At 39.1% G+C, this 21,535-nt stretch carries 13 protein-coding genes and 1 riboswitch; of the genes, 11 read left to right on the top strand and 2 right to left on the bottom strand.

Features of this window, described 5'->3' with window-relative positions; genetic code table 11:
• The first annotated feature begins 119 nt into the window (after positions 1 to 119).
• The 4 genes from ACOCEA_RS12095 (at position 120) to ACOCEA_RS12080 (ending at position 6,842) form a co-directional block, all read left to right on the top strand.
• A complete protein-coding gene (locus ACOCEA_RS12095) occupies positions 120 to 1,100 on the top strand; it encodes a pyruvate dehydrogenase complex E1 component subunit beta (protein WP_420756508.1) in 981 nt (326 codons plus the stop codon).
• 102 nt (positions 1,101 to 1,202) lie between these two features.
• The gene (locus ACOCEA_RS12090; protein WP_420756507.1) at positions 1,203 to 3,704 is read left to right on the top strand and encodes a DUF5686 family protein; all 2,502 of its coding nucleotides are present in this window, start codon (positions 1,203 to 1,205) and stop codon (positions 3,702 to 3,704) included.
• Between the two features lie 74 nt (positions 3,705 to 3,778).
• Positions 3,779 to 4,306 (top strand): inorganic diphosphatase, encoded by a 528-nt coding sequence (locus tag ACOCEA_RS12085; RefSeq protein WP_420756506.1) that lies wholly within the window; start codon positions 3,779 to 3,781, stop codon positions 4,304 to 4,306.
• A 109-nt stretch (positions 4,307 to 4,415) separates the two neighbouring features.
• Entirely contained in the window at positions 4,416 to 6,842 is a 2,427-nt protein-coding gene (locus ACOCEA_RS12080) for a sodium-translocating pyrophosphatase (RefSeq protein ID WP_420756505.1), read from the top strand.
• Between the two features lie 53 nt (positions 6,843 to 6,895).
• Here the strand turns inward: ACOCEA_RS12080 and ACOCEA_RS12075 are convergent, their stop codons facing one another.
• Complete coding sequence (locus ACOCEA_RS12075; protein ID WP_420756504.1) at positions 6,896 to 7,597, bottom strand: energy transducer TonB; 702 nt, start codon at positions 7,595 to 7,597, stop codon at positions 6,896 to 6,898.
• A 190-nt stretch (positions 7,598 to 7,787) separates the two neighbouring features.
• Between ACOCEA_RS12075 and ACOCEA_RS12070 the strand changes: the two genes are divergently transcribed.
• Positions 7,788 to 8,789: an App1 family protein gene (locus ACOCEA_RS12070; RefSeq protein ID WP_420756503.1), complete on the top strand. Its 1,002-nt coding sequence runs from the start codon at positions 7,788 to 7,790 to the stop codon at positions 8,787 to 8,789.
• An 8-nt stretch (positions 8,790 to 8,797) separates the two neighbouring features.
• On the opposite strand, the gene ACOCEA_RS12065 is transcribed toward ACOCEA_RS12070, so the two are convergent.
• Entirely contained in the window at positions 8,798 to 9,412 is a 615-nt protein-coding gene (locus ACOCEA_RS12065; RefSeq protein ID WP_420756502.1) for a deoxynucleoside kinase, read from the bottom strand.
• 335 nt (positions 9,413 to 9,747) lie between these two features.
• Between ACOCEA_RS12065 and metK the strand changes: the two genes are divergently transcribed.
• The 6 genes from metK to ACOCEA_RS12035 all read left to right on the top strand — a co-directional run bounded on the left by metK (position 9,748) and on the right by ACOCEA_RS12035 (position 21,529).
• The gene (gene metK, locus ACOCEA_RS12060; RefSeq protein WP_420756501.1) at positions 9,748 to 11,004 is read left to right on the top strand and encodes a methionine adenosyltransferase; all 1,257 of its coding nucleotides are present in this window, start codon (positions 9,748 to 9,750) and stop codon (positions 11,002 to 11,004) included.
• Positions 11,005 to 11,213: 209 nt separating this feature from the next.
• The gene (locus tag ACOCEA_RS12055) at positions 11,214 to 13,151 is read left to right on the top strand and encodes a CocE/NonD family hydrolase (RefSeq protein WP_420756500.1); all 1,938 of its coding nucleotides are present in this window, start codon (positions 11,214 to 11,216) and stop codon (positions 13,149 to 13,151) included.
• Positions 13,152 to 13,306: 155 nt separating this feature from the next.
• Positions 13,307 to 14,923 carry a sulfatase family protein gene (locus ACOCEA_RS12050; RefSeq protein WP_420756499.1) on the top strand — a complete coding sequence of 539 codons (1,617 nt, stop codon included), beginning with the start codon at positions 13,307 to 13,309 and terminating at the stop codon, positions 14,921 to 14,923.
• Between the two features lie 130 nt (positions 14,924 to 15,053).
• Positions 15,054 to 15,157: riboswitch (SAM riboswitch) on the top strand.
• 242 nt (positions 15,158 to 15,399) lie between these two features.
• On the top strand, positions 15,400 to 16,674 hold the full coding sequence (locus ACOCEA_RS12045) for an O-acetylhomoserine aminocarboxypropyltransferase/cysteine synthase family protein (RefSeq protein ID WP_420756498.1): 1,275 nt from the start codon (positions 15,400 to 15,402) through the stop codon (positions 16,672 to 16,674).
• Between the two features lie 90 nt (positions 16,675 to 16,764).
• Positions 16,765 to 20,151 (top strand): bifunctional aspartate kinase/homoserine dehydrogenase I, encoded by a 3,387-nt coding sequence (gene thrA / locus ACOCEA_RS12040; RefSeq protein ID WP_420756497.1) that lies wholly within the window; start codon positions 16,765 to 16,767, stop codon positions 20,149 to 20,151.
• 214 nt (positions 20,152 to 20,365) lie between these two features.
• Positions 20,366 to 21,529 carry a trans-sulfuration enzyme family protein gene (locus tag ACOCEA_RS12035; RefSeq protein ID WP_420756496.1) on the top strand — a complete coding sequence of 388 codons (1,164 nt, stop codon included), beginning with the start codon at positions 20,366 to 20,368 and terminating at the stop codon, positions 21,527 to 21,529.
• Positions 21,530 to 21,535 lie beyond the last annotated feature (6 nt).

Genomic DNA, 21,535 nt, shown 5'->3' with positions numbered 1-21,535 from the left:
CTATGCATGCATAGTAAATTTTATAACTTTTTTTGATTCAACCGAACCTTATTTTGAGATATAATTTCCTATTTTTGCTTGCTTTCAATTGAAGCGTACAGACAAATTTATCCATACAAATGAAAACAATACAGTTTAGAGAAGCTATTGCGGAAGCAATGTCCGAAGAAATGAGAAGGGACGAGTCCATTTACTTAATGGGAGAGGAAGTAGCGGAATATAATGGTGCATATAAAGCTTCTAAAGGTATGTTGGATGAATTTGGCGCAAAGCGTGTTATAGATACCCCAATATCCGAATTAGGTTTCGCTGGTATAGCTGTAGGTTCAACCATGACGGGTAACAGGCCTATAGTTGAGTTTATGACTTTTAATTTTGCCTTGGTAGGAATAGACCAAATTATCAACAATGCGGCGAAAATTAGACAAATGTCCGGAGGTCAGTTTCCATGTCCCATAGTTTTTAGGGGACCAACAGCTTCTGCTGGTCAGTTGGCAGCTACACACTCACAGGCTTTTGAAAGTTGGTATGCCAACTGCCCTGGGTTAAAGGTTGTGGTGCCATCAAATCCTGCAGATGCAAAAGGTTTGTTGAAAGCGGCAATACGTGATAATGACCCTGTAATTTTTATGGAGTCTGAGCAGATGTATGGTGATAAAGGTGAAGTTCCAGAAGGTGAGTATACCATTCCATTAGGCGTTGCAGATATTAGAAGGGAAGGTAAGGATGTTACCATTGTGTCTTTTGGAAAAATCATTAAAGAAGCAGACAAAGCTGCCGACGAATTGGAAAAGGAAGGTATTAGCTGTGAGATAATTGATTTGCGTACGGTAAAGCCACTGGATTATGAGGCTATTTTAAATTCAGTAAAAAAAACAAATCGTTTGGTGATATTGGAGGAAGCATGGCCTTTTGGTAATGTAGCTACCGAGATAACCTATCATGTGCAGGCCCATGCCTTTGATTATTTAGATGCCCCAATTGCCAAAATAAATACTGCCGATACCCCGGCGCCATATTCCCCAGTATTATTGGAGGAATGGTTGCCTAATTATAATGATGTTGTAAGGGCGGTTAAAAAAGTTTTGTATAAATTATAATTAACTCTTATAGAACTATCTTAGCTTCTTCGATCAAGGTCGTGGAAGCTTTTTTTATTGGTACGTTATTTGTACTGTAGCTTCTTGAGAACAAAATCTTTCATGAAACAAATTTTACCTCTCTTTTTGTTTTTCCTCACAGTTTTTGTGAACGCCCAGACCAAAGTTAGTGGTGTTGTCTTGGATGAAAGTGGGGAGCCTGTAGCTTTTGCCAATGTTTTATTTAAAAATTCTACCGAAGGGACTATTACCAATGATAATGGTAGGTTCTATTTAGAATCGGACAATAACCATGAGCTTTTGGTCATTTCATTTATTGGGTATGAAAATTTGGAAATAGCTTTGGGGTCAAGGGTTAATTATGACATGGATATAACCCTTGTTGAAGCCGCCGAACAATTAAACGAAGTGGTGCTTGTTTCTGGTAAACAATCCAAGAAAAATAATCCAGCGGTAGATATTCTTCGAAAAATATGGGCCAAGAAAAGGGTTAACGGTGTTAGGAAGTTTAAGCAATATGCTTTTGATAAGTATGAAAAGGTAGAGTTCGATTTGAACACCATTGATAGTGCCTTAATGAAACGAAAGATTTTCAAGGGACTTGAGTTTGTTTTTCAAGATTTGGATACTTCCAGAATTACAGGAAAAACCTATCTGCCCATCTTCTTAAATGAAACTTTTTCTAAAGTATATGGGGATAATGTACTTAATGAGGAAAAGGAAGAGGTCCTGGGGAATAAAAATTCTGGCTTTGAAAGCAATCAGGCGATAATTGCCTTTGTACAGGATTTATACCAGAGCTACGATATATATGACAACTATCTAAAATTTTTTGATAAGAGTTTTACCAGTCCTTTGTCTCGTACAGGTATAGACACCTATAATTATGCCTTAAGAGACAGCGCCTTTATAGAGAACAAGTGGTGTTACAATATAGTTTACTATCCGCGTCGTAAAAACGAATTAACGTTTAAAGGTGATTTTTGGGTCAACGATTCTACCTGGGCCATAAAGAACATTAATCTAGAGGTTACAAAAAGCGCCAATATTAATTGGGTAAAGGAAATATATATAGAGCAAGATTTTGATGTGGTAAATGATTCCTTATTTCTTTTGAAAAGGGATTATATGCTAAGTGATTTCAGTTTTCAGAAAAAAGAGGAATCTAGGGGTGTATATGGTAAAAGAACCACAGTTTATGATAATTACAAATTTGATCAGCTAAAGCCAAAGGATTTTTATAGGAAAGATTTAAATCCATTAGATATAAACCTGATAGTAAAAGACGATGATTTTTGGGAGAAAAATAGATTGGAATCTTTAAACAAGGATGAGGCTGGCATCTATAAATTGTTAGACACATTAAAAACTGTCCCTAAGTTTAAATCATATTATAACCTGGCAAGTATTTTAGGTTCAGGTTATATTGAGATAGATAAGTGGAATTTGGACGTAGGTACAATCTATGATTTTTTTGGGTATAATGATGCTGAAGGACCGAGGGCACGTATTGGTGCCAGAACTTATTTTGGACAGAATGATCCTTGGCGTATAGAGGGTTATACGGCATACGGTTTTACAGATAGGAAATTTAAACATGGTATTAGCGGTAAATTTCTATTGGACCGTAAGACTAGATTAATTGTTTCGGGAGGAAATCGTAGGGATATTGAACAACTTGGTGTAAGTCTAACAGCAACTAATGATGTATTGGGTAGGAGTGTAGCTTCTTCCTCTTTGTTGACCGTTGGTGCAAATAATAGGTTGACGAATATAAATCTTAGCGCCTTACGTTTTGAAATGGAACCTATAACCAATTTTAGGATATCACTTGGGGGTACATTTAGAACTTTGAGTTCTGCATTGCCCAATGATTTTAGTTTAGATTATATAGATGTAGAATCGCAAACTGGCATTTCATCGGAAATTAGGCAGTTTGATTTTAATACCCTGTTAATATATACGCCAGGTAAGAAAACTATTGGTTATGGGGTAGAGCTTAGGGATGTAAATGACACTTACAGTACTTTATTGTTGAACTACACAAAAGGGTTAGACGGATTATTAGATAGTGATTTTAAATACAGCAAATTACAATTATCATACAGTCAGCCATGGCAATTAGGTGGTTTTGGTAGATTAATGAGCACCGTTGAATTAGGGAAGACTTTTGGTGAAGTGCCATTGGGATTGTTGAGCGTGGTACCAGGAAACCAGACATTTTTCTCTAATTATGGATCATTTCCCAATTTGGATTTCTATGAATTTGTAACAGACACCTATGCATCTGTACATTTGGAACATAATTTTAACGGCAGGTTATTTTCCAGAATTCCTTTTTTAAGAAAACTGAATTTAAGGGAAATCGTTGGCTTACGTGGTGTTTGGGGAGATTTGTCCGATGCCAATATCGCATTAAGTGCACCAGCAACTGTTAATACGCCTTTAAGGGCGCCATCGGAAAAAATCTATTATGAATATTCATTTGGCGTAGGGAATATATTTAAGATTTTTAGAATAGATTTTAACTTTAGGGGTAATTACCTGGATAATCCTGATGCCAGACCGTTTGGTGTAACAGGAACATTTGGGTTTAATTTCTAAAACAATAGGAAACGAGAGCAATTTAATAACATATAATACCGTTTGGTAAATTCTTAAAACCATTAAATTACAATATGGCAAGTAAAAAAAGAGTAACATTTGACGTTTTGATTGAAATTCCCAAGGGAAGTAGAAATAAATATGAATATGATTTTACATTAAACAAGATTAGGTTTGATAGAACTTTGTTTTCTTCAATGATGTATCCAGGTGATTATGGTTTTGTGCCAGAAACTTTGGCCTTGGATAAAGATCCATTAGATGTACTAGTTTTGGGAACAGAACCTACTTATCCCATGGTGGTAATGGAGGTAAAACCTATTGGTGTTTTTCATATGACCGATGAAAAAGGCCCGGATGAAAAAATAATCTGTGTGCCTGTTTCCGATCCAATTTGGAGCAAGAGGAATGATATTTCGGATCTTAACCCTCACAGACTTAAGGAAATAGAACATTTTTTTCAGGTTTATAAAGATTTGGAAGAAAAGAAGGTTGATACAGGCGGTTGGGGCAATTCTCAAGAAGCCATTCAAATTTATCATGAGTGCGTAAAAAGATACGAAGAAAGTGATCATAAAGACAGACGGACTTTTATGATTTAAAAAAATAAAATTTTAAATGAAAGCCACCTTTAAATCCATTAAGGTGGCTTTTTTTATTCTATTCTATTTCACTACATTAGTCGCGCTTAAATTAATAAATAACTAACAAATGGAATTAATCGTAAATTATTTACCGGCATTTGGTGTCTTGGCGTTAATCTTTGTATTTGTAAAAAATGCATGGGTGGGCAAGCAAGATGAAGGAGATGCTAAAATGTCTAGAATTGCTAAGAATATTGCCGATGGGGCAATGTCATTTTTAAAGGCCGAGTATAAAATATTGGCCATTTTTGTTGCTGCTGTAGCAGTATTGCTATTTTTAAAAGGTAGTAATGAGGTAGGTTCAAATGGTATGGTTGCCGTATCTTTTATAGTTGGTGCCATTTGTTCCGCTTTGGCTGGTTTCATTGGTATGAAGGTGGCTACAAAGGCAAACGTTAGAACCACGCAAGCTGCTAGGACTTCATTAGGTAAGGCTTTAGAAGTAGCCTTTGCTGGTGGTGCTGTAATGGGTCTTGGTGTTGTTGGTCTTGGTGTTCTAGGGTTAAGTGGACTTTTTATGATTTATAGTGGTCAAGGATGGGCTCTTGGGGAAGTGCTAAACGTGCTTTCTGGTTTTTCTTTGGGTGCTTCTTCTATAGCGCTTTTCGCTAGAGTTGGTGGTGGTATCTACACCAAGGCTGCAGATGTAGGTGCTGACTTGGTAGGAAAGGTGGAGGCTGGTATTCCAGAAGACCATCCATTAAACCCAGCTACTATTGCTGATAACGTAGGTGATAACGTGGGTGATGTTGCAGGTATGGGTGCCGACCTTTTTGAGTCTTACGTTGGTTCTATAATAGGTACTATGGTATTGGGTGCCGCATATACGCAGATACCTGCTTTTCAAGATTCATTTGATGGTCTTGGTGCTGTATATCTTCCCTTGGTATTGGCTGCGGTAGGTATCATCATGTCTATTATAGGTACCTTCTTTGTAAAGGTTAAAGATGGTGGTAACCCACAAACAGCGTTGAATATCGGTGAATTTGGTTCTGCAGGGTTAATGCTTGTGGCATGTTATTTTATTATTACTAATATGTTACCTGAAAGCTGGACTTTTGGTGGTGTTGAGTACGGTTCACTAGGCGTTTTTATTGCCGTATTGGCTGGTCTTGTTGCTGGTTTGGCAGTAGGTAAGGTAACAGAATATTATACAGGTACTGGTACAAAGCCAGTAACCTCAATTGTACGTCAATCGGAGACCGGTGCAGCTACAAATATCATTGCTGGTTTAGGTGTAGGAATGATGTCTACCATGTTTCCAATTCTTTTAATTGCCGCCGCTATTTTGGTTTCCCATCACTTTGCTGGACTTTATGGTATTGCAATTGCTGCTGTAGGTATGTTGGCAAATACGGGAATCCAATTAGCTGTAGATGCTTATGGTCCTATTTCGGATAACGCAGGAGGTATTGCAGAAATGGCAGAATTGCCAAGTGAAGTTAGGGAGCGTACAGATAAATTGGATGCGGTAGGTAACACTACTGCGGCCATAGGTAAAGGATTTGCAATCGCCTCTGCTGCATTAACGGCATTAGCTTTGTTTGCAGCTTTCATGCAAACAGCCAATGTGACGGCAATAGACGTGTCTAAACCAACCGTCATGGCTGGTTTGTTGGTAGGAGGCATGCTACCTTTTGTATTCTCGGCTTTATCAATGAACGCCGTTGGTCGTGCTGCAATGGCAATGATAGAGGAGGTTCGTCGTCAGTTTAGGGACATTCCTGCTTTAAAGGCCGCTTTGGAAGTAATGAGAGCTGTAGATTCTGATATGAGTAAAGCTACTCCTGAGCAACGTGCTATTTTTGACGCTGCTGATGGTGTTGCGGAATATGATAAATGTGTGGCAATTTCTACACAGGCTTCCATCAAGGAAATGGTATTGCCGGGATTATTGGCTATTGCTGTTCCAGTTGCCGTTGGTTTCATTGGTGGTGCCGAAATGTTAGGGGGCCTTTTAGCAGGTGTTACTACCTGTGGGGTTTTAATGGCCATATTCCAGTCAAACGCTGGTGGTGCTTGGGATAATGCCAAAAAGACAATTGAAAGTGATGGGCGTAAAGGTACAGATGCCCACAAAGCGGCAGTAGTTGGTGATACGGTTGGTGATCCATTCAAGGATACTTCTGGTCCTTCTTTGAATATCCTTTTAAAATTAATGTCAGTTGTAGCTTTGGTAATTGCACCTAGTATTGCTTTAAATGCTGATGCGATGACTGCTTATAACAATCAAAAGGTGGCCACTGAAGTTGTTGCCAAGCAAATTGAAAAGCGTGTTGAGGTTAAAATGGACAAAAATGATGATGGGTCGGTTAAAGCGATTGTAACGACTACGGTTACCGAAAACGGTAAAGAATCTATTTCTGAACAAGTATTTGAAGGTACAGAAGCAGAAGTAAAAGCAAAGATTGAGTCTTTCAATGGATCTGCTAATGATGTAAATGTGGAGATTAGAAAAGTAGTACAGGAAATAGAGAAAGAAGAGGTGAATTAATCCGTACTATTTAAAATAGTAATGCCCTTCATGATAGCATGAAGGGCTTTTTTTTATTGGAGTTGAAAGGTAATGGGTATGGCAAATGGAACTTTAACAGCAGTACCCCTTTGCTTTCCTGGGGTCATTTTTGGAAGTTTGGAGATAATCCTTTTCGCCTCTTTTTCTAGATTGGCATTAGGTCCCCGCATTCTAATATCTCCAATACTGCCGTCTTTTTGTATCACGAACATTACGTTTACCCTACCCTGAATACCCATTTCCTGTTCCAGTTCCGGATATCTGAAGACTTTACTGATATGCTTTTGCATCATTTTGCCAAAACATGCTCTTTTATCCTTTTCATTTTCACAGCCCGGAAACACTGGGACATCCTCGATCACCATAAAGTTGACAACGGGTTCTTCAATAAATTCATCAACTTCAACATCATCAATTTCTATAATCTCTGTTTCAGGATCACTTTCCGTAGAGAGAATTTCTGTTTCTTTAATTTCAACATCATCTTCTTCTATTTTTATTTCTTGTGGTAATACCTGTTTTATTTTCGGTTGTTCAATTTTGAATTTTTCTACAGGATCTTCTTCAATATCACTTTCTAAAATATTCATTGAAGTCTCATAAATTGTTTCAGGATCAAAGGTCTTCCACTCCAAGGCTACAAATGCCAATAGTAATACCAGTAGTAAGCCAAATACAAAATAAACACCACTTCTTTTGTTGAGGTCTTTTTTGGGATTCTTTTTTAGTTCCATCTTTTTTTAATTTATTGGCTTCACCATGAGTGTGCCTAGGTTAAACATTTCTTCGAATCTTTATTAAAACTAAGTGTACAGTTCTATGTATGAAAGAGGTAATGAGCCAAGTAAGCCTTTGGGTGAGTAAAAAGGACCTGATTTTTTTATGGATTAGATTTTGAATGAATTTGATTGTAATTTTGAGTTAATGGGGATAATTACAATGGATAAAATACAGATCATTGGATTTCAGAGTTACGGAACCCGAGTAAGATTTTATGCTAGGGGAAGGGCCTTGGAAGATGAAAATATAGATTTAGAACAAAAAGGTATTTTTAACCTCTTACTAAATACGTGGAAGCGTTTTGAAACCGATGAAGTCAAGAATACGCCTATTAAAATAAATTTTGGGGATAATAAGGTTGTTCATGGTACAACAGACCATGAGGGGTATTACCTTATCAAGGAAGATTTCGAAAACGTATACCAATTTGCAAATGAGGAAGGTTGGGTAAAGTTTGAGATTTCTTTTACAACTACTGACTTAAAAAGGGAAATTTTAAATAAAAATATTTTTCCTGGTGAAATGCTCATTCCCAAGAACTCTGCTAAATTTGGTGTTATCAGTGATATAGACGATACCATTTTGCATACGGGCGTGGTTTCTTCATTAAAATGGAAAGTGGTCATCAATACTATTTTTAGAAGGGCCATTAGTAGAAAGGCATTGGAAGGGACTGCTGATTTTTATCATCAATTACATCGAGGTAAAACAGGTACAGAGGCAAATCCGGTATTCTACGTAAGCCATAGTCCATGGAATCTGTATCGATATTTGGAACTTTTTCTTAAAACGAACGCGTTTCCCAAAGGTCCCATACTTTTGCGGAGTATGTCAAGTTTTCGTCTCAGAAAAAATGTAGATGACCAGCCACAAAAACAAAAGGAAATCACAAATATTCTAAAAACTTATCCCCACCTTTCATTTATTCTAATTGGTGATAGTGGTGAGAAAGATGCTGATATTTATTTGGAGATAACCAAAATGTTTCCAAACCGTGTTAAGGCCATTTATCTTAGAAGTGTTGCAGATAGAAAACGCATGAAAAGGGTTGCCGACCTTTTTACTGATTTTAATGATATTCCTTATTTAATTGTAGGAAAAACGGCTGAAGCCATTACGCATGCAAAGACGCACGGATTTATTTAAATAAAGGTTTAGAAAAGACCGTGGATTTCCGCGTCAATTTTATTTATAATGCGACCTAAATCCTCTGGGTTATCAACAAAATCTAATTCATCAACATCAATGACCAGTAGATTTCCTTTTTCATAACCGTGAACCCAAGCTTCATATCGTTCGTTAAGTCTACTCAAATAGTCAATAGAAATTGTATTTTCATAGTCACGGCCACGTTTGTGTATTTGTTTAACCAAATTGGGTATAGAACTTCTCAGGTAAATTAGCACTTCTGGTGGTTCTATCAGGCTTTCCATTAAATCGAATAAGCTAGAATAGTTTTTAAAATCCCGGTTGGTCATCAAGCCCATGGCATGTAGGTTAGGTGCGAAAATATGGGCATCCTCATAAATGGTCCTGTCTTGGATTACATTTTTGCCACTCTCCCTAATGTTCAGTATTTGGCGATATCTGCTATTTAAAAAGTAAATCTGTAAGTTAAAGCTCCAACGCTCCATCTGATTGTAAAAATCGTCCAAATACGGATTGTCTACAACGTCTTCAAAATGTGCTTCCCAATTATAATGTTTAGCTAATAATTTTGTCAGTGTTGTTTTTCCAGCACCAATATTTCCTGCTACCGCAATGTGCATTTTTGTAATAATTTAATCGTTAGGCAATTGAAAAAATGTAATGCACAATATACAAAGTATATTAAGTTCTATGAAAAATAGTAGATGAAATAAGGTTATTATTTCATCGATGAATTATAAAGATGCCATTCTAGTTAAAAACCGGGGTAATCGCTTTTAAAACAAACTATTTTTATACTTTTGTACAGATAATGTAGAGGAAGGATTTGACTGATTGCAACCTCGTTAAAAATGCTAAAGCAGTTTGTGTCGGGCTAAGGTTCGAATGCTCTCCGAGTGAATTACGCAACTCCTTTCAGTTTTCAGGAATCCTTCAATAAAATAAAAAAATTGTAATGGCGTATTTATTTACATCAGAATCCGTTAGTGAAGGACACCCAGATAAAGTTGCAGATCAAATAAGTGATGCATTATTGGATTATTTTTTGGCTTTTGATCCAGAGAGTAAAGTTGCTTGTGAAACATTGGTAACTACTGGTCAAGTGGTCTTAGCGGGAGAAGTTAAAAGTGATACTTATTTAGACGTTCAAAATATAGCTAGGGACGTAATTAATAAAATTGGGTATACCAAAGGAGAATATCAGTTTAGTGGGGATTCCTGTGGTGTTATTTCATTAATACACGAGCAATCACAAGATATTAACCAAGGAGTTGATCGGGGTGCCAAAGAACTGCAAGGTGCAGGAGACCAGGGTATGATGTTTGGGTATGCCACAAAAGAGACGGAAAACTATATGCCTTTGGCATTGGATATTTCCCATAGAATATTACACACTTTGGCTGAAATTAGAAGGGAATGCAAGGACATTGTTTATTTAAGGCCAGATGCCAAGGCGCAGGTGACTATTGAATATTCTGATGATAATATCCCACAACGCATAGATACCATCGTAGTTTCTACACAGCATGATCCCTTTGATGCGGATGATGAGGTAATGTTGAAGAAAATAAAAGAGGATATCATTTCAATTTTGATTCCGCGTGTAAAAGTCCAATTACCAGAAAAGATCCAAAAACTTTTTAACGATCAGATCAAGTACCATATAAATCCTACAGGGAAATTTGTGATTGGTGGCCCACATGGGGATAGTGGTTTGACCGGTAGAAAGATTATTGTGGATACCTATGGGGGCAAAGGTGCCCATGGTGGTGGTGCCTTTAGTGGCAAAGACCCAAGTAAGGTAGATAGGAGCGCGGCTTATGCGGCAAGGCACATCGCTAAAAACTTGGTTGCAGCTGGTGTAGCAGATGAAATTCTGGTACAGGTGAGCTACGCCATTGGTGTAGTGGAGCCAACCTCCATTTTTGTAGATACGTATGGTACATCTAAAGTAGCTTTGAACGATGGTCAGATTGCACAAATTGTAAGTGAATTGTTTGATATGAGGCCCTTTGCAATAGAAAAACGTCTGCAACTTAGAAATCCAATTTACTTGGAAACAGCCGCTTACGGTCACATGGGCCGGGAGTCAAGAACCGTTACTAAAGTTTTTGAATCGCCCTATAGCGGAAGAATAGAAAAAGAGGTAGAACTGTTTACCTGGGAAAAATTGGATATGGTCAAAGAAGTAAAAGCCGCTTTTGACCTTTAATGAAGAGATAGATATAATAAACAGAGGCCGTATAAAAAACCTATTTCGTTGTCTGTTCGAGCGCAGTCGAGAACTATAAGTCTTAGATTTTTAATATATCTCGACTGCGCTCGATATGACCGTAATGCAAATTTTGGGTTTTTTAGACGGCCTCTTTTTATTTTTAGGACTAACTGAACTTTCTTAGCTTTAGCATATAAATTAAAGATATGCCAAAAATCAGTTTTAGAGTGTCAGTGGTCTTAACAGCACTTGTGTTGTTTACATTTTCATGTAGAAAAACAACAAACGTTGCAAAGGAAGAGATCTCCAAAACCTATGTAGCCGATAATTATACCAAGCAGGAAGTGGATATTGAAATGCGAGATGGTATACAACTACATACCACCATTTACACCCCAAAGGACACTTCTAAAAAATACCCTATCCTAATGCAACGTACACCCTACAGTTCTAGGCCTTATGGGGAGGGAAATTTTAAGGAAACTATTGGCCCAAATATTCATTTGATGAAAGAGGGCAATATTGTGGTTTACCAAGATGTAAGGGGGAGGTGGCTTAGTGAGGGGCATTATGAAAATATGAGGGCCTATATTCCTAATAAAACGTCGGACAAGGATATAGATGAAAGTACTGACACCTATGATACTATAGATTGGTTGGTGAACAATGTGGCACATAACAATGGCAATGTGGGTATCTGGGGGATTTCCTATCCAGGCTATTATGCTACGTATGCCACTTTGGATGCCCACCCAGCTTTAAAAGCATCGTCACCACAAGCTTGCATAGGCGATTTCTTTTTTGATGACTTTCATCACAACGGAGCCTATTTGTTAAGTTATTTTAGGGCAACGTCCTTATTTGGTACACCTAGACCCAATGGTGATCAACCCATAGATACGGCATGGTATACTTTACCAGATCTAAAAACAGAGGATCAATACCAGTTCTTTTTGGATGCCGGACCCTTGAAAAACTTGGATTATTTCTTTGAATATGAAACAGATGATTCGCCAAGAATGGCGGTAGATGGTAAGACCGATGATTTTTTCTGGAACGAATTAAAAGAACACCCAAATTATGATGAATTATGGCAAAGTAGAGGGCTGATCCAGCATTTGGATAAATCTAAATCCCATGTGGCCACCATGATCGTTGGTGGTTGGTTTGATGCCGAAGACCTCTATGGACCCTTGGAAACCTATAAAAACATTGAAAAGCATACTACAGGTTATAACACCATGGTTTTTGGGCCATGGGATCATGGCCGTTGGGCAAGAAGAAACGGTAGAAGCTTAGTGGGCAATTACTACTTTGGGGATTCCATTTCCGAGTTTTTTCAAGAAAAGATCGAGACAAAATTCTTCAATCACTTTTTAAAGGGTGAAGGTGGTAATGATAGTGGTCTACCAGAAGCCTATGTTTTTGATTCGGGCAAAAAAGAATGGAAACAATACGATGCTTGGCCACCTAAAGGCACGGTTAAAAAAGAACTATTCCTGTCGCCAGACCAAGAATTAACAGCAGATAAAAAAGCTGTGGAACCTGTTAATTTTATAAGTGATGTAAAAAAACCGGTACCGTATTCTGAGGATATTAAATCGGTATTCACACCTAGAAAGTACATGACAGATGACCAACGATTTGCGGCTAGACGATCAGATGTGCTCGTTTTTGAAACCGATGTTTTAGATGGGGATTTAACCCTGGCAGGCGATATCATGGCCAATCTTAAGGTAGCCACAACGGGTACGGCTGCAGATTGGATCGTAAAAATTATAGATGTACACCCTGCAGATGGTGAGACCAACGAAGAAATGCAGGATCATTTAAAGATGAGCAACTATCATTTAATGGTGCGCAGCGAGGTGCTACGGGGTAGGTTTAGAAATAGTTTTTCCAATCCGGAACCCTTTGTGCCCAATCAAAAAACAGATGTGCATATTAAGTTACAAGATGTTTTCCATACCATTAAAAAGGGTCATAAATTACAGATTCAGGTACAGAGTACTTGGTTTCCTTTGATAGATTTAAACCCACAAACCTATGTGGAGAATATTTTCAATGCGGATGAGACCGATTTTAAGACCCAAGAGCATACGGTTTTTACAGATTCTAGTATCGAGTTTTCAGTTTTGGAATAACTAATCCTCGGGGTAAGACCAGGAGGCATTCAAAAGAAGCAAATAACTCATTTGGGTTCCTGTGTCCAAATATTATATATCTCGATGATCTAGTGAGGATTATAAAAATAGCATAAATTGTTTACGAATAGCAACACACCAAATACCACGTATTAATGAGAATAATTGTAGTAATAGCGGGATTTTTACTTCTCTTTCCGTTGAATGGCGAAGCGCAAAAAGACAAAACCAAACGGCCTAACATTATTTTTATAATGTCAGATGATCATGCATACCAAGCGATAAGTGCATATAACAATACACTAATTGAAACCCCTAATATAGATCGTTTGGCAAAAGAGGGCATGTTATTTACCAACGCCAGCGTTACCAATTCTATATGTGCACCCTCTAGGGCTACTATTTTAACGGGGAAGCATACACATATCAATGGAAAAATAGACAACCATTTTCCTTTTGACACCACACAGGTCACCTTTCCACAGATTTTTAAGGAGAATGGTTATAAAACGGCCATGTTCGGGAAACTTCATTTTGGAAATAACCCAAAAGGGGTCGATGAATTTATGATTCTACCCGGACAGGGTAATTATATTAATCCTGATTTTATTATAACCAATGGCGATACCATAAGAAAGCAAGGATATGTTACCGATATAATTACCGACGTTTCCTTGGATTGGTTAAAGAAAGAAGGATCATCCGATGAACCTTTTATGATGATGTATTTGCATAAGGCGCCCCATAGGCCATGGTGGCCCCGTGCGGATAAGTTCAAGGAATTTACCAAGAAAACATTCCCTGAGCCAGCTACGCTTTTTGATGATTATAAGAACAGGGGTACAGCGGCCAAAACAGCCGAAATGAATTTGCTGCAACATATGATGTATAGCCATGATAGCAAGATACGGCCAGAGACTTTGGCTAAAATGGCAGGTAAGGTTTTTCCAGAAGTTGAGGAATTCCCCAATGGATTTTATGGTCCGTATAACCGCGCAACAGCAGAACAAAAGGCGGCATACGAGCCTATTTTGGATTCCATCAATGATTTCTTCTATGAGAATTGGCCTAAAATGACCGATACCGAAAAAATGAAGTGGAAGTATCAACGGTACATGCAAGATTACCTTGGGAGCATTTCCTCCGTTGATGATAATGTGGGTCGATTATTGGATTATTTGGACGAAAGCGGATTAGCGGAAAATACTATCGTAATATATACCTCAGACCAAGGTTTTTACTTAGGTGAGCATGGGTGGTTTGATAAACGGTTTATCTATGATGAGTCTTTTAAAACACCTTTATTGGTCCGATGGCCAGAAGTGGTGCAGCCAGGTTCGGTAGAAAATGAAATGGTTCAAAATTTAGATTTTGCACAGACCATGTTAGAAGCTGCGGGTATACAGCCTCCCAATGATATGCAGGGTGAAAGTTTACTACCGTTATTAACAGGCAATAAAAAGGATTGGACACGGGATGCGGTCTATTATCAGTATTACGAATACCCATCAGTTCATATGGTGAAACGCCATTACGGTCTTGTAAATAAAGAATTTAAATTAGTGCATTTCTATTATGATGTAGATGAATGGGAATTGTATGACAGGTTAAAAGACCCCAATGAAATGAACAATGTGTACCATGATCCAAATTATGCTGCCACTGTCAATAAATTAAAAAAGGAATTAATAGAACTGCGAAAGTATTATAAAGACACTCCTGAACAGGATCAAAAATATATTGAGCTATATGAAAAAAGCGGTAAGTTATAGGGCAGTTTAACTGTTGGGTACAAAAAATACAAAGGATATTATTAAATTAGGATATATTTTACATAAAAGGTTAGGTTTTTAATTTATTCAGACCTTATATTTGTACCCATAAGTTCAAACACGTATTGAATAGTTATCAAGAAAGGTGGAGGGATTAGACCCTTTGAAACCTTAGCAACCCTTTGTTCTATACAAAGAAGGTGCTACATTCTACCCGTAAGGGAAGGATAACAGTCATCGATATTTTTCGATCTCTTTCTTATAGCTTTTTGATTTTACCTTGCCTCATGGTCAGCTGGCTTGGGTTTGGCTTTTAAATAGTATTTTTTCAATTTCCGTTTTTCATTGAACGTCTTGTACTGACAATGGTCACTGAGCGCAGTCGAAGTGAAGTCGAAGTAAGTCGAAATGAACGGATAGTAATCATTTAAAAACCAGCATTCTTAAAAGAAAAATGAATGCACAAAAACAAAATCATGAGTAATCAAAAATTAGCAACAAATGCATTACATGCGGGTCATGACACCACGCAGACATCAGGAACAAGGGCAGTGCCCATTTATCAAACGTCTTCATATGTCTTTAATGACACGGACCATGCCGCCAATTTATTTTCACTTGGGGAGTTAGGGTTTATCTATACCCGATTAAATAATCCTACCAACCAAATTTTACAAGACCGTTTGGCTGCCGTTGAGGGTGGTATAGGAGCGGTGGTTTTTGCATCGGGTACGTCGGCTATCTCAACCGGACTGCTAACTTTATTAAAAGCAGGGGACCATATTGTGGCTTCCAGTAGTTTGTACGGTGGAACCTTCAATCTTTTAAATGTTACCCTACCTAGATTGGGCATTACAACCACTTTTGTTGATGCATCGGACCCAGCTAATTTTAAAGATGCCGTACAAGACAATACAAGGGCCTTTTTTGTGGAATCCTTAGGGAACCCAAAATTGGACGTATTGGATATAAAAGGAATATCCAAGGAGGCTAAAGCGGCACAAGTACCTTTTATAGTAGATAATACAGTGGCTACGCCAGCATTGTTGAACCCCATTGAGCACGGTGCAAATATTGTAATTCATTCCCTTACCAAATATATTGGCGGACAAGGTACTTCTTTGGGTGGAGCTATCATTGATGCTGGAACTTTTGATTGGACCAACGGAAAATTTCCAGAATTTACGGAACCCTCTGCCGGATACCACGGTTTGGTGTATAGTGAGGCATTGGGAGCGGCAGCATATACCTTTAAATTGATCTTGGAAGGATTGCGTGACTTCGGCGGGGCCTTGAGTCCGTTCAATGCCTTTCAGATTATTCAAGGTCTGGAAACATTACCGGTACGTATAAAACAACATAGCGCCAATGCTTTGGAATTGGCTACTTGGTTAGAAGGTAGGGATGAGGTGGCATGGGTAAACTATCCAGGCCTTAAAGGCAATGCGTATTATGGGTTGGCACAGGAATATTTGCCAAACGGACAAAGTGGATTGGTGACTTTTGGTGTTAAAGGTGGTTTTGAAGCGGCCAAAAAATTGACCGATGCTACCAAGATATTTTCTTTGTTGGCCAATATTGGGGATACCAAGTCCTTGATCATACACCCAGCAAGTACTACACATCAACAGCTAACAGAAGAGCAACAGGCCAGTGCCGGTGTTGGGGCAGATTTAATAAGGTTGTCTGTTGGTCTTGAGGATATCGAAGATTTAAAGGCGGACTTGGAAAATGCCTTCGCCGCGATATAATAAGTCGTATTTAAAGAAATAAAATAGCGGAATTCGTTACGTATACAACGGGTTCCGCTTAGATATAATACAGTTTTCATTTAGAAGGATATGCTGCATCAATTACTAATAAAAGAATATACTACCATTAGTGGTGTTACCCAAGATATAGAACTTTCATATCAGCTTTTTGGGGCAAAATTACATACTGCCCCCATTGTATTGGTAAATCACGCGTTAACGGGAAATTCCAATGTAACTGGAGAAGACGGATGGTGGTCTGCCTTGATCGGCGAGGGAAAATGTATCGATACACAAAAATATACGGTGTTGTCGTTCAATATTCCCGGTAATGGTCATGACAAATTTGTGATTGAGAATTACAAGGATTTTGTTGCTGGTGATATGGCAAACATATTCCTATTAGGTCTGGAAAAATTAGCCATTACAAGACTCTTTGCCATTATTGGAGGTTCTTTGGGAGGGGGAATAGCTTGGGAAATGGCAGCAAATAATCCAAAAATAACGGAACATCTGATTCCGGTGGCATCCGATTGGAAATCTACGGATTGGTTAATTGCAAACTGTCAAATCCAGGAGCAGTTTCTTATCAACTCAAAACAACCGGTACATGATGCCCGTATGCATGCCATGCTATGCTATAGGACGCCAGAATCTTTTAAAGACCGCTTTAAACGTAGTACCAATGAAGAGCTACAGGTTTTTAACGTGGAGAGTTGGTTAATGCACCATGGGGAGAAATTACAGGAACGTTTTCAGTTATCGGCGTACAAATTAATGAACCAATTGTTGAAAACCATTGATGTAACCCGAAATGGTCCAGATAATTTCACCAGGCTGCAGAATAGCGATACCAATATCCATATCATCGGGGTCGACTCTGATCTGTTCTTTACCGCAGCTGAAAACAAAGATACTTTTAAGCAGTTGGCGCAAGCCAATAGTAACGTCACCTATGGTGAAATACAGTCCCTACATGGCCATGATGCTTTCTTGATAGAGTTTGAGCAAATGGAAAAGCTCTTAAACACCATTTTCAACACCACTGGTAAATCCAGCAAGTTGAAAGTACTCAAATTTGGGGGTAAATCCTTGAGCAATGGCGAGGGTCTGGAACGTGTTTTGGAGGTTATCACGTCTAAGGTAAATGCTGGGGAAAATATAGCGGTCGTGCTTTCGGCAAGGGAAAAAGCTACGGACCAACTAGAGGCTATTTTGGACAAAGCCGCTAATGGTTTCTCTTATAACGAGGATTTTGAGGCCTTGGAGCAATACCAACAGCACACCTATGGCAATGTAAACCTTTCCGCGGAGTTCCAAACATTGGCAAAACTATTTGAGGGCGTATCCCTGTTAGGGGATTATAGCGCTAAAATTAAGGATGAGGTATTGGCGCATGGCGAGCTAATTTCAGCCAAGCTGGTAACCAAATTATTAATTGGTAAGGGTATAAGTGCAAAATTGCTCGATTCCCGGAAATTGATAAAGACCGATGCTACTTTTGGCGATGCTAAGGTCTTGGAGCATTTGTCCAAGGAAAACGTGCTGCGCACCTTTGCGGAATTGCCACAGGATACCGTGCCTATCATTACCGGGTTTATTGCATCTACAGAAGAAGGGGAGACCACCACTTTGGGAAGGAACGGTAGTAATTATTCCGCTGCACTTTTGGCCAATTTTTTAGATGCCGAGGAATTGCAGAACTATACCCATGTAGATGGCATTTTTACGGCAAACCCAGATTATGTGGCAGAAGCCAAGCGCATATCCAACTTAAGTTATGCGGAGGCCAATGAGATGGCCAATTTTGGGGCAACCATATTACATGCCAAGACCATAATCCCACTTATAGAAAAGAATATTCCCCTACGTATCTTAAATACGTACAATGATGACAATGAAGGAACATTGATCAGTGCCAAGTCAAGCAAGGAAGGCATCCGGTCTATCTCCGTCATTGAGGATGTTGCGCTTATCAACCTTGAAGGTCGTGGGCTTTTGGGAAAAGTGGGGATAGATGCGCGTATATTCAAGACCTTGGAGGCCATCAATATTAGTGTAAGTATCATTTCACAGGGATCTTCCGAAAGGGGTATTGGACTGGTGGTAAAACGTGACAAGGCAGAAAAGGCAAAACGTGCTTTGGAAAATGAGTTTTCCAGCGATTTTCAAGCACAGGATATCAATATGATCAAGGTGGTGTCCGATGTGTCTGTTATTTCTGTGGTAGGGCAAGACTTAAGCACCTTTCATAAGCCATTTAATGCATTGATAAAAAATCAGATCGTACCCTTGCTTTTCAACAATACCGTTTCTGGCAAGAATGTGAGTCTGGTGGTGAAAAAGTCTGATCTTACCAAAGCGGTCAATGTAATGCATGGCCAAATATTTGGCATTAGTAAAAAGGTGAATTTGGCAGTGTTCGGCCATGGTAATGTAGGGGGTACATTGATAGACCAGATCCTAAAATCTTCCAAAAATATTGAGGATAGAAAAGGTGTTGATTTAAGGGTGTTCGCCATTGCCAATTCTCGGCAGGTATTGTTAAATGCCAAAGGGGTCACCGGCAGATGGAAGACCGATATCAAAAGCAAAGGAGTGCCATATAAGATCTTGGATATTATTGAATTTGCCAAAAACAATCATTTGGAAAATTTAATTGTAGTGGATAATACGGCGAGTCAGGATTTTGTGGCCCATTATTTTGACTTTGTCGAGAATGGTTTTGATGTGGTCTCCTCCAATAAGATAGCCAATACCTTAGGGTATGATTATTACCAATTATTGCGTGAGGAACTGGTTAAGAACCAAAAACAATATTTGTATGAGACCAATGTCGGTGCTGGATTGCCGCTTATAGATACCATAAAACTATTGCACTTGTCCGGGGAGAATATTACCAGGATCAAAGGGGTGTTCTCTGGTTCATTGAGCTATATCTTCAATACCTTTTCCGAGGTAGATACTTCTTTCTCCTCTATTTTAAAGGATGTCAAACGGCAAGGTTTTACGGAGCCCGACCCGCGTGAGGACCTTTCCGGAAATGACGTAGGGCGCAAATTATTAATTTTAGCGCGGGAGTTGGATTTGCACAATGAATTTTCAGATATCAATATTGAGAATCTTATTCCATCTGCCTTGGAAGGTGGAGATGTAAATTTCTTTATGGATAATTTGGAAGTCTTGGATGATAGGTTTAATGAAATAAAGAAAAATCAAAAACCCAACCATGTATTGCGCTATGTGGGCGATTTACATGGCGATTTACAAAAGGAAAAAGGTATTTTGGATGTGAAATTGATCTCCGTACCAAAGGAAAGTGCCTTGGGGCAGGTGAAAGGCTCCGATTCTATCATAGAGATCTATACAGAATCCTATGGGGAACATCCCTTGGTCATACAGGGGGCTGGAGCAGGTGCCGCTGTTACGGCAAGAGGTGTCTTTGGAGATATATTAAGAATAGCAGAGAAAAGTTGATACGTTTGTGCCTTCCACTTACTTTGATACCAATTCCTTGTGCCTTCGACTGCACTTCGACTCCGCTCAGTGTCCGCGCTCAGGCTTCGTTATTCGGTGGCTGAGCGGCCTGTGCTGAGCGGAGTCGAAGTGCAGTCGAAGCCACATAGCCGAAGCAAGTCGTTTTTACGGTCATTGAGCGGAGTCGAAATGACATTTAATAGAAAAATTTAAAATGAGCAAAAAATTTGAAACCAACGCCATACGTACGCAATTAAAACGTACCGAAAATTTAGAGCATTCCGTGCCTATCTATTTAACCTCAAGTTTTGTTTTTGAGGATGCCGAGGATATGCGGGCTTCTTTTGCGGAAGAAAAGGAGCGTAACATCTATTCCCGATATTCTAACCCCAATACCAACGAATTTGTAGAAAAGGTATGCCAGATGGAAGGTGCCGAGGCAGGTTTTGCCTTTGCATCGGGTATGGCTGCGGTTTTCTCTACTTTGGCAGCCTTGCTGGATAGTGGTGACCACGTGGTTTCCGCACAAAGTATCTTTGGCTCCACACATTCCTTGTTCAATAATTTTTTTCCCAAATGGAATATCTCCCATAGTTATTTTGATATCAATGATTTGGATACCATTGAGGGACTCATACAACCAAACACCAAATTGATCTATGCCGAGTCGCCCACCAACCCCGGCGTGGATATTTTGGATTTGGAAGCCTTGGGAAAAATTGCCAAAAAGCACAAGTTGCTTTTGGTGATAGATAACTGCTTTGCTTCGCCATACTTACAGCAGCCTATACAATTTGGTGCGGATCTGGTCATCCATTCCGGGACCAAGTTGATGGACGGTCAGGGAAGGGTCTTGGCAGGAATAACCGTAGGGAGCAAGGAATTAATGGATAAGGTATACCGTTTTTCACGCATTACAGGGCCTGCACTTTCCCCGTTTAACGCCTGGGTATTGAGTAAGAGTTTGGAGACCTTGGCCATTAGGGTAGACCGCCATTGTGAAAACGCCTTAAAACTGGCAACCTTCTTGGAAGGCCATGATAAGGTGAATTGGGTAAAATACCCCTTCTTAAAATCGCACCCAATGTATGAGGTGGCCAAAAAGCAGATGAAAGCGGGCGGTTGTGTAGTGGCTTTTGAGGTAAAGGGAGGCTTGGAAGCCGGTAGAAAATTCTTTGATGGCATAAAACTATTGTCCCTTTCCGCCAATTTGGGCGATTCTAGAAGTATCGTTACCCACCCTGCCTCCACCACACACAGTAAGCTATCTGTTGAGGAACGTGCTGCCTCGGGTATAACGGAGGGCATGGTACGTATCTCTGTAGGTTTGGAGCATATAGATGATATTATTGCCGATATTGAACAAGCCTTGGGATAGGCACTT

Origin of the sequence: Maribacter luteocoastalis, assembly GCF_048890225.1 — a bacterium.
Lineage (GTDB): Bacteria > Bacteroidota > Bacteroidia > Flavobacteriales > Flavobacteriaceae > Maribacter > Maribacter luteocoastalis.
Note: the sequence above shows the minus strand (reverse complement) of the source record. Positions and strands in the feature narration are given on the sequence as shown.